Source organism: Bacillus sp. JJ1474, assembly GCF_036965225.1.
Taxonomy (GTDB): Bacteria; Bacillota; Bacilli; order Bacillales; family Cytobacillaceae; genus Cytobacillus.
In genome coordinates this window covers 1-14,521 of the sequence record NZ_JBALPC010000120.1, presented here as the reverse complement: position 1 = coordinate 14,521, position 14,521 = coordinate 1, and the positions used below count along the sequence as shown (strand labels likewise).

Below are 14,521 nucleotides of genomic sequence, written 5' to 3'. Positions count from 1 at the left end.
GATATATTTCTATAAAACCTAATATTCCGCCTGCCCAAACATTTAATTGCTTTAGAACCGGCAGGTGTGCAACAAAATCAAGCATACTTCCTATCATTTGCAGGACAATTTTTACCGCAAAAAAAATCACGACAAAGGCAATGGCGCGATAGTAAGCATCTTCAAGATTGACTTGATCAAATAGCATTCGCATTGTTGAATTGCTTTGGAGATTTGGGTAAGGAACCCATAAGGTTAATTTAGGGGCCAGCTTTTCAAAATACATATGAGCAACAATAAATGCGATAATAAAGCCGACTAAATGGATCAATTGCAGAATAAAGCCCCTCTTTAAGCCAACGAAAAAACCTATTATTAATATAATGAGTATGGCAAGATCTAGCATGACTTATTCAGTCCTTTTCTCTTTTAATTCAATTTCAAGCCTTTCTAGACGATCCTTCAGCTTGATATAATCATTAACGGCATTGACAGCCGTTAAAACGGCTAATTTACTGCTGTCAAGATAAGGATTCTTGGAACTGATTTCACGCATTTTATCATCAACCATTGAGGCAACAAGCCGAACATGGCTATGACTCTCAGTACCGATAATAATATATTGCTGTCCATATATATCTACACTCGTACGGTTTTTTTGTACATCTGACAATCGTCATGCCTCCATTCCGTTAGAATCCTAATCCATATCATAACATGAAACATAAAAACGTGGGAAGTAGAAGCGTGTCAAAAAAACACAGAATATGTAAACGCCTATAGGAAAGGGGCAAAATGTATGAGCAATATTGTTCTTGTTAAAGCTTTAAATGAAATTGCTGAGATGAAAATATATTACGATCGCTTTCTATCCGGTAAAAATCCGCCTGGGAGTATCTTTGCCGCGAAAACGCCATCCTGTGCTATTACCGCCTATAAATCCGGAAAAGTATTGTTTCAAGGAAGCGGCAGCGAAGAAGAATCTGCGAAATGGGGCAAACCCGCCAAACCTTCTAGTTCTGCCAAAAAGGAAAGCTCCCAGTTAAATCACTTGCCAAAAAATATTAGCTCTCTTTCTGTTATTGGCTCAGATGAAGTTGGGACAGGAGATTATTTTGGACCTATTACCGTAGTGGCAGCCTATGTGAATAGGGATCAAATCCCCTTGCTGAAGGAATTAGGCGTGAAGGATTCGAAAGACTTAAATGATGAAAAGATTGTGAGCATTGCCAAGGAAATTAAAGATATTGTCCCTTTTAGTCTATTAACATTACACAATGAAAAATATAATAAACTGCAGCAATCAGGCATGTCACAGGGCAAAATGAAAGCTTTGCTTCATAATCAAGCAATCGGGCATCTCCTAAAAAAAATTGCTCCAAACGTTCCCGAAGCGATTTTAATTGACCAGTTTGCTAAAGAGGAAGTGTATTATTCATACTTAAATAAGGAGTCAGTCGTCCAAACGGAAAATGTGTATTTTAGTACGAAAGCGGAGGGCATTCACCTAGCAGTAGCAGCTGCATCGATTCTCGCAAGATATGCGTTCATCAAGCACTTTGACAATTTGAGCAAAGCCGCTGGATTTAAGATTACAAAAGGGGCTGGGGCAAAGGTTGATGAGGCAGCTGCGAGGCTTATTCATGAAAAAGGGCTTGAATGCCTGCCAGCCTTCGTAAAGCTTCATTTTGCTAATACAGAAAAGGCGAAGCGATTAGTAGCATCGAAGTACCGAAAATAAAAACAGGGGATGCCACAAATGGCATCCCCTAGTTGTTTATCCTCTTAATACAGCTCCAGCTTTATCCTTCACTGCCTGTAATACTTTATCATGGGCTTTCACAACATCTTCATCCGTTAACGTACGTTCAGGATCAAAATATTTAAGCGAGAAGGCAATAGATTTCTTACCTTCCTCCATTCGGTCGCCCTCGTATAAATCAAATACTTGAACTTCCTTCAATAATGCTCCGCCTGCTTCCTTAATAATACTTCCTAATTCTCCAGCAGCTGCAGCTTTATCGACAACGAGCGCGATATCACGTGTGATAGATGGATAGCGCGGGATGGCTTGGTAATGTAAAGGCGCTGTCTCTGCTTCTAAAATAGCCTTTAAGCTTAGCTCAAAAACATAAGTCTCTTTTAAATCGTATTCTTTTTCTACTGTTGGATGCGTTTGGCCTACAAAACCAGCTACTTCGCCATTCAAGATGATGTCTGCTGTTCTGCCTGGGTGCAATCCATCTCTTACAGCTTGACGATACTCAATTACATTTTCTAGACCGATACTAGCAAATAAGCCTTCAAGAATTCCTTTTACAACAAAGAAATCAACTGGCTTCTTTTCTCCTTGCCATAGATGGCTTTGCCACAAACCTGTTATTGCACCAGCAAGATGTTCTCGTTCTTCTGGCAATACATCCTTGCCTTCTGAAAGGAATACATCTCCGATCTCATAAACAGCAAGATGTTCATTTTGTCGTGCAGCATTGTGTTTTAAGACATTCAGGAGCTGTGGAATGATGCTTAGTCGAAGTGTGCTATGCTCCTCACTCATCGGCATCGCCAAACGAATGGGCTCCCGCGTTTCTAATGCATATTGCGTTGCTTTCGATCCGCTTGTCAATGAATAAGTGATCGCTTGGTATAGGCCTGCTCCCTCAAGGTATCTGCGGACGATTCTGCGCTTATTTTGATAGGCTGTTAAATGGCCCGGTGTTGATGAACCAAATGGAAGAGTTGATCCAAGATTATCATAGCCAAATAGTCTAGCTACTTCTTCAATTAAATCCTCTTCAATGGTGATATCACCACGGCGGGTAGGAACTGTTACAATAATAGAATCTCCGTCCACACTTGTTTCAAATTGAAGACGGGCAAAAATATCCTCAATGTCTTTCATTTCTAATGATGTTCCCAGTACACGATTGATTTTATCTAATGTAACAGAAACGATGGCCGGTTCAACCTTTAATGTATTAGCTTCCACAGAACCTGCTAACACTTCTCCGCCAGCATATTTTTCGAGCAGATGTGCAGCCCTTTCTGCTGCTGCTCTTACTCTGTTTGGATCAACGCCTTTTTCAAAACGCGCGCTTGCTTCGCTTCGTAAACCGTGATCTTTAGATGCTTTTCTGACTGTTGCGCCTTTAAAAAATGCAGATTCAAGAAGAACCGTTTTTGTATCGGATTGTACCTCAGAGTCCAAGCCTCCCATAACACCCGCAAGGGCAACTGGCTCTTTGCCATTTGTGATAAGTAGGTGGTCTGAAGTTAATTCTCTTTTTGCTTCATCTAGTGTTTGGATGATTTCTCCATCCTTCGCACGGCGAACGAGAATTTGCTTTGACCCAAAACGGTCATAGTCGAAAGCATGAAGCGGCTGGCCATATTCAAGCAAAATATAGTTTGTAATATCAACAACATTATTATGCGGACGAATGCCTGATGCCATCAATCTTCCTTGCATCCATAGAGGAGATGGCTTGATTTGTACATTTTTAATGACTTTTGCAATATATAACGAGTTATCTTCAGGTGCCTCCACATCAACTCGAATATAATCAGAAGCATTTTCTGATAATTCAGCATGATCTGTTTCAGGAAGCTTCACTTCTCTTCCTAAAATCGCTGCCACTTCATAGGCAACTCCAAGTAAACTTAAGCAATCAGAACGATTCGGAGTTAAGCCAAGCTCTAACACTTGGTCATCTCGATGTAATTGTTCAATTGCATCTGTTCCAACCTCGGCCCCTTGATGGAATACATAAATGCCCTCTGAATATTCCTTTGCCACAAGCTTGCTTTCAATCCCAAGCTCCTGAAGGGAACAGATCATTCCATTTGATTCCTCTCCGCGAAGCTTTGCCTTTTTGATTTTGAAATTGCCTGGTAGAACGGCACCAACTGTTGCGACTGCAACCTTTTGCCCTTTATCAACATTAGGTGCGCCACAAATGATTTGTACAGGCTCTTCACCACCAATATCGACTAAGCATTTATTTAATTTATCAGCATTCGGATGCTGCTCTCTTTCAAGAACATGCCCAATGACAACACCGCGAATCCCTTCATTTAGAACCTCTATGCCTTCAACCTCTATACCGCTTTTCGTAATTCTTTCTGCAAGCTCTGCTGGGGTCACACCTGATAAATCAACATAATCCTGCAGCCATTTATATGAAACAAACATGTTATATCCTCCTGTATCTCATTTTTCTAACCCTTTTAGCAGCTGTAAACTATTCATTAATAGAGAATTGTTTTAAGAAACGCACATCATTTGTATAGAAATGGCGAATATCATCGATGCCGTATTTCAGCATGGCAATCCGCTCCACTCCCATTCCGAATGCAAATCCAGAGTATTTCTTTGAATCAAAGCCTGACATTTCAAGTACATTCGGATGGACCATACCAGCTCCTAATATTTCAATCCAGCCGGTTTTTTTGCAAATGTTACAGCCCTTCCCACCACATTTAAAGCAGGATACATCCACCTCTACTGAAGGCTCAGTGAATGGGAAGAAACTTGGGCGTAAGCGGATTTCTCTGTCTTCTCCAAATAACTTCTTCGCGAACAATTCTAAAGTTCCCTTTAAATCACTCATGCGAATGTTTTCATCGACAACTAGACCTTCAATTTGCATAAACTGATGGGAGTGTGTAGCATCGTCATTATCACGTCGGAACACTTTTCCTGGACAAATAATTTTCACAGGACCTTTCCCTTTGTGCTTTTCCATTGTTCTCGCTTGTACAGGGGATGTTTGGGTACGTAGAAGAATGTCTTCTGTAATATAGAAGGAATCCTGCATATCACGAGCTGGGTGATCCTTTGGCAAGTTTAGCGCTTCGAAATTATAATAATCACTTTCTACCTCGGGTCCTTCAGCAATTGTATAACCCATCCCAATAAATAAGTCTTCAATTTCCTCTACGATGCTTGTAAGAGGGTGATGATTTCCCGTTTTCACTGGACGGCCTGGCAAGGTAACATCAATTTTTTCACCTGCCAGTTTTTCTTGAACAGCTGCCTCTTCTAAATGTATTTGCTTCTCTTCAATTCCTGCTGCAATAGCATCACGTACTTCATTCGCTAGTGCCCCCATGACTGGGCGTTCTTCGGCAGATAATTTCCCCATGCCTTTCAATACTTCTGTAATGGGTCCTTTTTTTCCCAAATAAGATACTCGAATATCATTTAGCTCTTTTAAATCGGACACTTGACTGATTTTGTCCAACGCTTCGCTTTGCAGTTCTTTTAAACGCTCTTGCATCTAAAAAATCCTCCTTTAAATCTGTTTTTTTCCAAAATAAAAAACCTCTATCCCATAAAGGGACGAGGTTTTGGATTCGCGGTACCACCCTTTTTAACACAAAAAGCATGTATTGATCGCTTTATGTATTCGCTTCATTCGGATAACGGCAATAAGCCGGAACATCTTTACATTGAAAAGTGGAAGCGGCTTAGTCAGCCGTAACTTTATAATGGTCCCGATGCCAACTCAGGAGGTGAAATTTCCCTTGCCTTCCCTTTGAAAATGCTCTCAGTCTAGGCATTCTCTCCCTGAAAAGTTCCCTGCAAGCTACTTTTCTCCATCATTGTTTTATAACAATATAATTTTCCTGTTATTATAGTATATTCTTCACATAGTTTCAAACGGTTTTCTGAAAAAAAGCGCCCAATTACTAATTTCTTAAGTAATAAAGCAAAATCCCTGTTGCAATAGCTACATTTAATGATTCACTTTTTCCGTAAATGGGGATATAAAGATTATCAGTTGTTTCTCCCAAAATCGACTTTCGTACGCCGCTTCCTTCATTGCCGACTATTAAGGCAAATCTCCCCTTAGTTTCAATTTCTGTATACTCTTTTGCATTTTCTAATGCCGTGCCGTACACAGGGATGTTTTCCTTCGTAAGCTTACTAATCCAGTCAGAAAGATTTCCTCTAACTATCGGGAGGTGAAAATGACTGCCTTGTGCGGAGCGGAGTACTTTCGGATTATAGCTATCTACACTACCATCCCCAATGATTACAGCATCCACGCCCGCAGCATCCGCTGTTCGAATCATCGTGCCTAAATTCCCAGGGTCTTGAACCGCATCAATTAGCAAATATTTGTTTCCATTAACTTGATCAGCGTTAAACTCGGGCTGACGGCAAATGGCGATTACCCCTTGAGGTGTTTCCGTATCAGATAAACTTTGAATAATGTCATTCGTTACTAACGTTACTGGAATTTCTCCATAATTCCATGAAGGCGGCAATCCAGTATTTTCACTGACCACAATTTCTTCAATACGTCCGTTTAATAATGCTTCTTCAACGAGATGAAAGCCTTCGACTAAAAAGGTTCCCGTTTTGTCTCTTTCCTTTTTCGTTAAAAGCTTTTTCCATTGCTTAACTTGAGGGTTATTCGCAGAGTGAATATACTTCACACTCTCACTCTCCTTTATTTTTTGCTCCAATTTTCTTATTATAGCCCAAATAAAATACATAATAAATCCAAAAAATGAAATCATAATAACGATTCGATTATACGGAAGGAGTGCTGTCAATGAACTTAAACTTAAGAAACGCAATTATACACAATGTTTCAGGTAATTCACAAGACGAATTAAAGGATACAATTGTTGATGCTATCCAAAACGGAGAGGAAAAAATGCTCCCTGGATTAGGAGTATTATTCGAAGTGATTTGGAAGAACTCCTCTGATCAAGATAAACAGGAGATGCTTCAAACATTGGAGAATGGATTGAAATAAATAGTATAAGCGAAAAAAGATGACCTAGTTGGCTCATCTTTTTTCTTTGTAATTATTGAAACGTAATCTTTTCAACCGTTTCTCTATCAAGGCGTTTAATGACCTCGGCAATTAACTTTACAGCATTTTCATAGTCATCACGGTGAAGCATGGCTGCATGCGAATGAATGTAGCGGGTAGCGATCGTAATGGATAATGCAGGTACTCCATTATGTGTTAAGTGAATAGCACCTGAATCTGTTCCACCTCCTGGCACAGCATCAAACTGATATGGAATATTCAATTCATCAGCTGTATCTGTTACTAAATCACGCAAGCCTTTGTGAGAAACCATGGACGCATCATAAAGAATGATTTGAGGGCCTTTACCCATTTTGCTTAATGCTTCTTTTTCTGTGATGCCAGGAGTATCTCCAGCGATTCCTACATCCACCCCGAAAGCAATATCCGGTTCAATTTTTTGTGCGGATGTACGGGCACCACGAAGTCCAACCTCTTCCTGAACTGTTCCTACTCCATAAACAATGTTTGGATGATCAGCATCTTTAAGTGATTTTAGAACATCAATGGCAATCGCACAGCCAATACGGTTATCCCATGCTTTTGCAAGAAGCATCTTTTCATTATTCATCACTGTAAATTCAAAATATGGAACGACCATATCACCAGGTTTCACGCCCCACTCCTTCGCTTCTTCCTTGCTAGAAGCACCGATATCAATAAACATATCTTTAATGTCTACTGGCTTTTTCCTTGCTTCTGGAGAAAGAATGTGCGGAGGCTTTGAACCGATGACTCCAGTTACATCCCCTTTGTTTGTCACAATCGTTACCCGCTGAGCAAGCATGACTTGTGACCACCAGCCGCCAACGGTCTGAAAACGAAGAAATCCTTTATCATCAATATTTGTAACCATAAAACCTACTTCGTCTAAATGGCCGGCAACCATTATTTTCGGGCCGTCCTCTTTCCCGACTTTTTTGGCAATTAAACTGCCAAGTCCATCAGTTGTCACTTCATCGGCATATTCACTTATGTATTTCTTCATGACTTCGCGGGGTTCACGCTCATTGCCAGGAATCCCTTTTGCATCAGTTAAATCCTTTAGCATCGTTAACGTTGCATCTAATTTCGTCATTATTTCGACTCCCTTAATATGTATTCGGTTTTATTATACTAAAATTTTCTAATAACAAAAAGAAAATACCCATTTAGTACCCTTGTCGTTGTCTTTCATAATTAACTTCATTTTTATCAATATATGCTTTCTCGATTTCCTTTGCATTAAATCCCAGAAGCTCTCCTAATTGTATGTAGGCTTGAACAAGTTCTTTATAATCCTCTAATGCCTTGCTGTTTTTGAACATACTTACTAACTCAAACACATGCAAAAACTGATCACTTATAGAAGTTTTTGCTTCTTTCTGTCCTAAATATTCACTTTCCTGTGAAAAACCGCACTCTATTCCAAGTGAAAGAATAAAATGAACACCATCCACAAATTCTTCTAAAACAGTTTCCCTAGGGGATGAGGGTTTTAAACTCCAAAACTTGAAGCACCTCGTTTCATTCGCAAGTTCTCCTAATTCTACCAGTAATGCCAACACTTTACGATCAATTAAATTTTCATTCTGCAGCTGATGCTTTGTTTCAATATGTTCATCCAGTCCTTTTTGCATAGTAAATAATTTTTGATAATTCATTTTACACCATCCTAATTTTAGGTCTACTTATAAATAATTATAAAAAAATTATAACAAAAGTATAGAAAGTTGAAACTTTTTTGTTGGGTTATTCGTAATGAAAGGAAAATACAATTGGAGGGGCTTCTTATGATGTGGCTAATACGCTTCCTGCTATTTGCTATTATAATTTTTCTCATATATAGCGTGTTCAAATATTTATTAAATCCGAAACGGAAGCTCGAACTGGCCCATGAGCAGAAACGGTATTATTTCTTAGATGATTCTAACAATGTGCGTAAAAACTTTTTGATTACTTATAAAGGAGTTTTGTTTGAAGGGGAAAAATACTTAGGGACAACTGAAAACGCTTTTGAGGTCATCTCTATCTTTATTTGGCCTAGAAACCTTGCCTCACTGAAAGGAATGGTTCGAGAAGATTTACAATTTATCGAAAGAAAAGTATACGAAAATTACCCGAATGCAAAAATCGACTGGAAAAGTCCCATCAAAGAGTTTATGGAAAAAAGTAAGACACCCGAAACACCATTCAATGAACACAGTTAAAAACGTTCGGAAAATCCCGAACGTTTTTTCTTTATGCAGCTTTAAAAAATTCCCTCCACTTAATCACAGTTACTTTTTCCCTTAATATGAAAACAAGGACCCCAAGGGAGAGTAAGATGATGAGAATCATTGATGGAGTAAACCTACTTATAAATTCTCCAAACACCGTGTAGAAAATGGCTAAAGGCAGATTTGTTATCCATGAATTCTTAAGATAATCCTGAAAGCTTTTGTTTCGCTCAATTAGGCAAAAATTCAGTAAATGATAATGAATAAAGGGGATAAGCCTTAATACAGCTATTTGACCTACACTTAGATTCCGATACTCCCCAAACCATCGTTTTTTTAAGTTTGATAGTTTAGCATGTGTTTTCGGCATACGGCTAATAAGAAAATAGAAAAGAATACTGCTTAGCATTAAACCAATTAACGAGTATAAACTGCCAAAAAAACTGCCAAATAAAATTCCTCCTGTTAGACATACGAGAGGAACAGGAATAAAGAAAAATTGCCTTAAAATATGAAATAATATAAAGGCAATGGGGGCTAAAATTCCGGCTGTTTCAATCATCACAAATAGCAATGATAATTGATCATTCATCTTCACTCACCCTCTTAATGCTTAAAATCCTTGCTGTCTTCTTTTACAGCTTATTGAGGGATTCCGACAGTTATGACAAAAGATTAAATGCAAATAGGAGGAGACCTATTTCAAGGAGAGATAGTACCGGCAAACCGTATTTAAACTGGAAATGCTTTGTTTTATGACGGAAGGTTTTCATCCCTAGCGTCATGCCAGTAGCACCGAAAAAAATGGCTACAAGCCATAATGTATTTTCGCTTATTCGGTATTGATGGTTTTTTGCTTTATTCTTATCGATTTTCATCAAGTAAAAACCCGCTATATTAATTATGATAAACAAAGCAATAAATATCTTTAGCATGATTTATACCTCCAAAATAGAAAAGCCATCCTCTAATCGAGAATGGCAGATATATTACTTGCTTAAGTTTTGCTTAGCTACAGATGCTAATTCAGCGAATGCTTTTTCGTCAGCGATTGCTAATTCAGCAAGCATTTTGCGGTTTACTTCGATGCCAGCAAGCTTTAAACCGTGCATTAAACGGCTGTAAGAAAGACCGTTCATGCGAGCTGCTGCGTTAATACGAGTAACCCATAGTTTACGGAAATCGCGCTTTTTGTTGCGACGATCACGGTAAGCATACATTAAAGATTTCATTACTTGTTGGTTAGCAACTTTATATAATGTATGTTTTGAACCGAAATAACCTTTAGCTAATTTAAGAACTTTTTTACGACGTTTGCGAGTAACTGTACCGCCTTTTACACGTGGCATATGATTTCCCTCCTAATATCGGATATTACTTAAGATTTACTAATAAGAAACGGATGCGTTTGTAATCGCCTGAAGAAACAAGAGTTCCTTTGCGAAGCTTACGCTTTTGTTTTTGAGATTTATTAGCGAACAAGTGGCTTGTGTAAGCGTGGTGACGCTTAAGTTTTCCAGATCCTGTTCTTTTGAAACGCTTAGCAGCGCCGCGGTGAGTTTTCATTTTTGGCATTTGGAATTCCTCCTCTTACTTTTCGTTTTTAGGTGCTAGCATCATGAACATACTGCGGCCATCCATTTTCGGATGTGATTCTACAGTAGCTACTTCTGTGCAAGCCTCAGCAAAGCGAACTAATACACGATGACCAATTTCCTTATGGGTAATGGCACGTCCTTTAAATCGAATCGATGCTTTAACTTTATCGCCTTTTTCAAGGAATTTAATTGCATTGCGAAGCTTTGTATTAAAATCATGCTCATCAATTGTTGGGCTTAGACGAACTTCTTTAACACTGATAATCTTTTGATTTTTGCGGGCTTCTTTATCTTTCTTCTGCTGCTCGAACTTGAACTTTCCATAGTCCATGATACGGGCTACAGGAGGTTTTGCATTCGGTGCAACAAGAACAACATCAAGATTAACTCGTGCAGCAATTTCAAGTGCTTCGATTTTTGACTTGATTCCTAATTGCTCGCCGTTTTGGTCAATAAGACGAACTTCACGGGCGCGAATGCCCTCGTTTAACAACATATCTTTGCTAATAGTTAGACACCTCCAAGGTTAATATGCGAACACAACATTTGGGTCAAGAAGGCATTAGAGCCTATTGCACCGGACGAAAGCTACATTCGCAAGAATACATAACATATCTGTTCCAAAGAGACGCAGATCTGTTTAAATCCAATAAAAAAAGTGTGGATGACAACACCCACACTTTACGTACAAAATTTAAACAACAACGTTTACGTAAAACCTGCCAACTGCTCTTTGCGTCAATCAGGTGAGAAGCGGGTGCTTCTTCTTTTCCTCAAACTGTATTCAATTTACCTTAGCAACTATATCACAAAAGATGTTTTCATGTCAAACGTTCATTTCTGTTGCAACGAAGAAAATTGTAACAAATGTATCGGAATCATGCAATACATTTTTGAGATTTTCCAATAAATGAGCAGAGTTTCTCAAACTTTAGAGCTCTAGAAAGTCGCTGATATATTCGGAAAGTTGTCGATATATCTCAATTATCTTTTAACTTCTTCCTTCAATCCCGCAATAAAATCTGCAAATGGAACTGTTTCAGATTTCTGCTCTCCATATTTACGAACATTGACCGCCTTTTCGGCTACCTCATTATCGCCGACTACAAGCATATATGGAGTTTTTTGCATTTGAGCTTCGCGAATTTTGTAGCCAATTTTCTCGTTTCGGTCATCAAGCTCCACACGGAAGCCTTCAGCTTTAAGTTGTTCAAGCACTTCCTTTGCATAGTCGTAGTGAACATCTGGCGAAACAGGAATGACTTGAACTTGAACAGGTGCAAGCCATGTTGGGAATGCCCCTTTATACTCTTCAATTAAGAAGGCTACAAAGCGTTCCATTGTTGAAACAACACCACGGTGAATAACGACTGGACGATGATGTTTGCCATCTTCCCCGATATAAGTTAGATCAAAGCGCTCAGGCAATAAGAAGTCTAACTGTACTGTTGATAAAGTCTCTTCCTTGCCTAAAGCAGTTTTTACTTGTACATCCAGTTTTGGACCGTAAAAAGCAGCTTCTCCTTCAGCCTCGAAATAGTCGAGCCCAATTTCATCCATAGCCTCTTTCAGCATGGCTTGTGCTTTTTCCCACATTTGGTCATCATCGAAATACTTCTCTTTATCTTGCGGATCACGATAAGATAAGCGGAAAGAATAATCCTCGATGCCAAAGTCTTTATACACGTCAAGTACAAGCCGGACAACACGAATAAATTCTTCTTTAATTTGGTCAGGACGGACAAAGATATGAGCGTCATTTAATGTCATTCCACGTACACGCTGAAGACCAGACAATGCTCCAGACATTTCATAGCGATGCATCGTTCCAAGCTCTGCAATCCGAATTGGAAGCTCACGGTAGCTGTGAATGCCATTTTTATAAATCATCATGTGGTGCGGACAGTTCATCGGACGAAGAACGAGCTGCTCATTGTCCATTTCCATGACAGGGAACATATCCTCTTGGTAATGGTCCCAGTGACCAGACGTTTTGTACAGCTCTACACTTCCCATAACTGGTGTATACACATGGTCATAGCCTAAACGTACTTCCTTATCAACAATATAGCGCTCAACGATACGGCGAATTGTTGCTCCTTTTGGAAGCCATAGCGGCAGGCCTTGTCCTACTTTTTGTGAGTTTGTAAATAAATTTAACTCTTTCCCGATCTTTCGGTGATCACGTTCTTTTGCTTCCTCAAGCAGGCGCAAATGCTCTGCTAAATCTTCCTTCTTAAAGAAAGCTGTTCCATATATGCGCTGCAGCATTTTATTATCGCTGTTTCCGCGCCAGTAAGCACCGGCAATGCTTAGTAGCTTTAATTCCTTCAGCTTGCCAGTAGATGGCACGTGAACACCGCGGCAAAGGTCAACAAACTCTCCTTGCTCATAAAGTGTCACTGTCTCATCCGCTGGGATTGCTTCGATCAGCTCCAATTTATATTCATCATCAATTTCCTTGAACAATTTAACAGCTTCATCACGGCTAACTTCCTTGCGAATGATATCAATGTTTTCATTGATGATCTTTTTCATTTCTTTTTCAATAAGCGGCAGATCTTCTGGAGTCAAGGATTGCTCAAGATCAATATCATAGTAGAACCCGCCTTCGATGACAGGACCTACACCGAGCTTAACATTTTTATATAGGCGCTTAATCGCTTGTGCCATTAAGTGTGCTGAACTGTGGCGAAGTACTTCCAATGCATCGCTGCTGTCTTGAGTAACGATTTCGACCGCTCCATCTTCTTCAATTGGACGGCGCAGGTCGTACATTTCGCCATTGAATTTACCTGCTATCGCCTTCTTCTTAAGTCCAGGACTTATAGAAGCAGCGATATCTTCTGTTGTCGTCCCTTTAGGAAACTCCTTTACAGCCCCATCGGGAAACGATACTTTAATTAAATCTGACATAGCAAATCCTCCTATTTGGATAAAAATAAAAAAACTCGTCCCTAAAAAAGGGACGAGTTGTAATTAACACGTGGTTCCACCCTACTTCTCATTTCACAAAAATATGTGTCAAATGACTTGTAGCAATTTAACGGCTTGTGACCGTCAGCCCATTTCCGAGCTGAAGTTCAAAGGTGGTAAGCATTCTATTCGTGTTAGGAAGGTTCCAGCCTTGCCTTCCCTCTCTTTAAACCGTAAAAGAATACCCTTGTCCTTATCAAAACTTATATTTATTAAGAATTGATGCACTTCATATTATGTACGTTATTATAGTTTGTTATTTCAGGAAAATCAAGGGCATCTTTATATTTTTTCATCAGCTGTATACGTTAGCATACTTTTATTTTTATAAAATTTACTAGTTGAGCTTATCACGAGTCTTTCTTCAAAAATATTTTGGATTGTTCTAACGAGTGCCTGCTCCTTATACTCGGTATAAAGATAAATAATGGCCGGTGCAATGGAAAGCAATGGGGCAATCGTAACTGAATCCACATAAACAGGGTGATTAATCAGAAGCCTTCTATCAATCATATGTGCTAAATCCGCCCGTTTCATTTCATCATAGTTTTCATTAAAAAAATGAATGCCATCATCAATTAGTAAATGAATGTGGTCGAACTTCGCTTCTCTACCTGTTAAAAAATCCCTTAAAGTTTGAATAAACATTTGGTACTCTTGCTCCATTTTATATTCATCTATTGAAATTTCTACATATTTGGCCATTTGGTCCATTATTGGACGCAATCTAAATTTCACAAAGGAATCGAAGGAAAAGTTAATATTCTCATGGAAGATTTCATTAATCGTATTTTTAATATTCCCCTCCATATCTACATCACTCAGGAAAGTGGTAAGGTCCTTTCTATTTCCTTCTAGGATGGAATGAATAATCTCAAGAATTTGCTGCTGTTCCTCCTCATCCTGATAATAATAATGTTCAGCTATAATTCTGCGAAAC

Annotated in this window: 17 protein-coding genes and 3 other annotated features; of the genes, 3 read left to right on the top strand and 14 right to left on the bottom strand. The window is 39.0% G+C overall.

Annotation, left to right across the window (positions count from 1 at the left end; all coding sequences use genetic code 11):
- Positions 1-385: CvpA family protein (locus V7164_RS15700; RefSeq protein ID WP_335354538.1), on the bottom strand; the 385-nt coding region annotated here is incomplete at its 3' end.
- 3 nt (positions 386-388) lie between these two features.
- Positions 389-652 carry a cell division protein ZapA gene (zapA, locus tag V7164_RS15695; RefSeq protein WP_335345238.1) on the bottom strand — a complete coding sequence of 88 codons (264 nt, stop codon included), beginning with the start codon at positions 650-652 and terminating at the stop codon, positions 389-391.
- A 126-nt stretch (positions 653-778) separates the two neighbouring features.
- On the opposite strand from zapA, the gene rnhC reads away from it, so the two are divergent.
- Positions 779-1,720, top strand: coding sequence for a ribonuclease HIII (gene rnhC / locus V7164_RS15690; protein ID WP_335354537.1), 942 nt, complete (start codon positions 779-781; stop codon positions 1,718-1,720).
- 36 nt (positions 1,721-1,756) lie between these two features.
- Here rnhC and pheT read toward each other — a convergent pair whose 3' ends face one another.
- From pheT to V7164_RS15675, 3 genes are all read right to left on the bottom strand, one after another.
- Positions 1,757-4,171 carry a phenylalanine--tRNA ligase subunit beta gene (gene pheT, locus V7164_RS15685; protein ID WP_335347215.1) on the bottom strand — a complete coding sequence of 805 codons (2,415 nt, stop codon included), beginning with the start codon at positions 4,169-4,171 and terminating at the stop codon, positions 1,757-1,759.
- A gap of 49 nt (positions 4,172-4,220) precedes the next feature.
- Positions 4,221-5,258 (bottom strand): phenylalanine--tRNA ligase subunit alpha, encoded by a 1,038-nt coding sequence (gene pheS / locus V7164_RS15680; protein WP_335347214.1) that lies wholly within the window; start codon positions 5,256-5,258, stop codon positions 4,221-4,223.
- A gap of 55 nt (positions 5,259-5,313) precedes the next feature.
- Positions 5,314-5,593 (bottom strand) — a binding site (T-box leader).
- Positions 5,594-5,670: 77 nt separating this feature from the next.
- Positions 5,671-6,423 carry a TrmH family RNA methyltransferase gene (locus V7164_RS15675; protein WP_335344222.1) on the bottom strand — a complete coding sequence of 251 codons (753 nt, stop codon included), beginning with the start codon at positions 6,421-6,423 and terminating at the stop codon, positions 5,671-5,673.
- A gap of 119 nt (positions 6,424-6,542) precedes the next feature.
- Between V7164_RS15675 and sspI the strand changes: the two genes are divergently transcribed.
- Positions 6,543-6,749 (top strand): small acid-soluble spore protein SspI, encoded by a 207-nt coding sequence (gene sspI / locus V7164_RS15670; RefSeq protein WP_335344223.1) that lies wholly within the window; start codon positions 6,543-6,545, stop codon positions 6,747-6,749.
- 52 nt (positions 6,750-6,801) lie between these two features.
- Here sspI and V7164_RS15665 read toward each other — a convergent pair whose 3' ends face one another.
- Both V7164_RS15665 and V7164_RS15660 read right to left on the bottom strand, forming a co-directional pair.
- Positions 6,802-7,887, bottom strand: coding sequence for a M42 family metallopeptidase (locus V7164_RS15665; protein WP_335344224.1), 1,086 nt, complete (start codon positions 7,885-7,887; stop codon positions 6,802-6,804).
- A 73-nt stretch (positions 7,888-7,960) separates the two neighbouring features.
- Positions 7,961-8,452 (bottom strand): dUTP diphosphatase, encoded by a 492-nt coding sequence (locus V7164_RS15660; protein ID WP_335344225.1) that lies wholly within the window; start codon positions 8,450-8,452, stop codon positions 7,961-7,963.
- 129 nt (positions 8,453-8,581) lie between these two features.
- On the opposite strand from V7164_RS15660, the gene V7164_RS15655 reads away from it, so the two are divergent.
- Positions 8,582-8,998 (top strand): sigma-w pathway protein ysdB, encoded by a 417-nt coding sequence (locus V7164_RS15655; protein WP_335344226.1) that lies wholly within the window; start codon positions 8,582-8,584, stop codon positions 8,996-8,998.
- Between the two features lie 31 nt (positions 8,999-9,029).
- Here the strand turns inward: V7164_RS15655 and V7164_RS15650 are convergent, their stop codons facing one another.
- The 7 genes from V7164_RS15650 to ytxC form a co-directional block, all read right to left on the bottom strand.
- Complete coding sequence (locus V7164_RS15650; protein ID WP_335344227.1) at positions 9,030-9,599, bottom strand: TVP38/TMEM64 family protein; 570 nt, start codon at positions 9,597-9,599, stop codon at positions 9,030-9,032.
- Positions 9,600-9,669: 70 nt separating this feature from the next.
- Positions 9,670-9,942 carry a DUF1294 domain-containing protein gene (locus tag V7164_RS15645; RefSeq protein ID WP_335354536.1) on the bottom strand — a complete coding sequence of 91 codons (273 nt, stop codon included), beginning with the start codon at positions 9,940-9,942 and terminating at the stop codon, positions 9,670-9,672.
- Between the two features lie 54 nt (positions 9,943-9,996).
- The gene (rplT, locus tag V7164_RS15640) at positions 9,997-10,356 is read right to left on the bottom strand and encodes a 50S ribosomal protein L20 (protein ID WP_335344229.1); all 360 of its coding nucleotides are present in this window, start codon (positions 10,354-10,356) and stop codon (positions 9,997-9,999) included.
- A gap of 25 nt (positions 10,357-10,381) precedes the next feature.
- Positions 10,382-10,582: a 50S ribosomal protein L35 gene (gene rpmI, locus V7164_RS15635; RefSeq protein WP_066292584.1), complete on the bottom strand. Its 201-nt coding sequence runs from the start codon at positions 10,580-10,582 to the stop codon at positions 10,382-10,384.
- 15 nt (positions 10,583-10,597) lie between these two features.
- Entirely contained in the window at positions 10,598-11,101 is a 504-nt protein-coding gene (gene infC / locus V7164_RS15630; protein WP_066292582.1) for a translation initiation factor IF-3, read from the bottom strand.
- 150 nt (positions 11,102-11,251) lie between these two features.
- Positions 11,252-11,380 (bottom strand) — a sequence feature (ribosomal protein L20 leader region).
- Positions 11,381-11,589: 209 nt separating this feature from the next.
- Positions 11,590-13,521: a threonine--tRNA ligase gene (gene thrS, locus V7164_RS15625; protein WP_335344231.1), complete on the bottom strand. Its 1,932-nt coding sequence runs from the start codon at positions 13,519-13,521 to the stop codon at positions 11,590-11,592.
- A 45-nt stretch (positions 13,522-13,566) separates the two neighbouring features.
- Positions 13,567-13,790, bottom strand: a binding site (T-box leader).
- 73 nt (positions 13,791-13,863) lie between these two features.
- A partial coding sequence (ytxC, locus tag V7164_RS15620; protein ID WP_335354535.1) for a sporulation protein YtxC occupies positions 13,864-14,521 on the bottom strand: 658 nt, incomplete at its 5' end.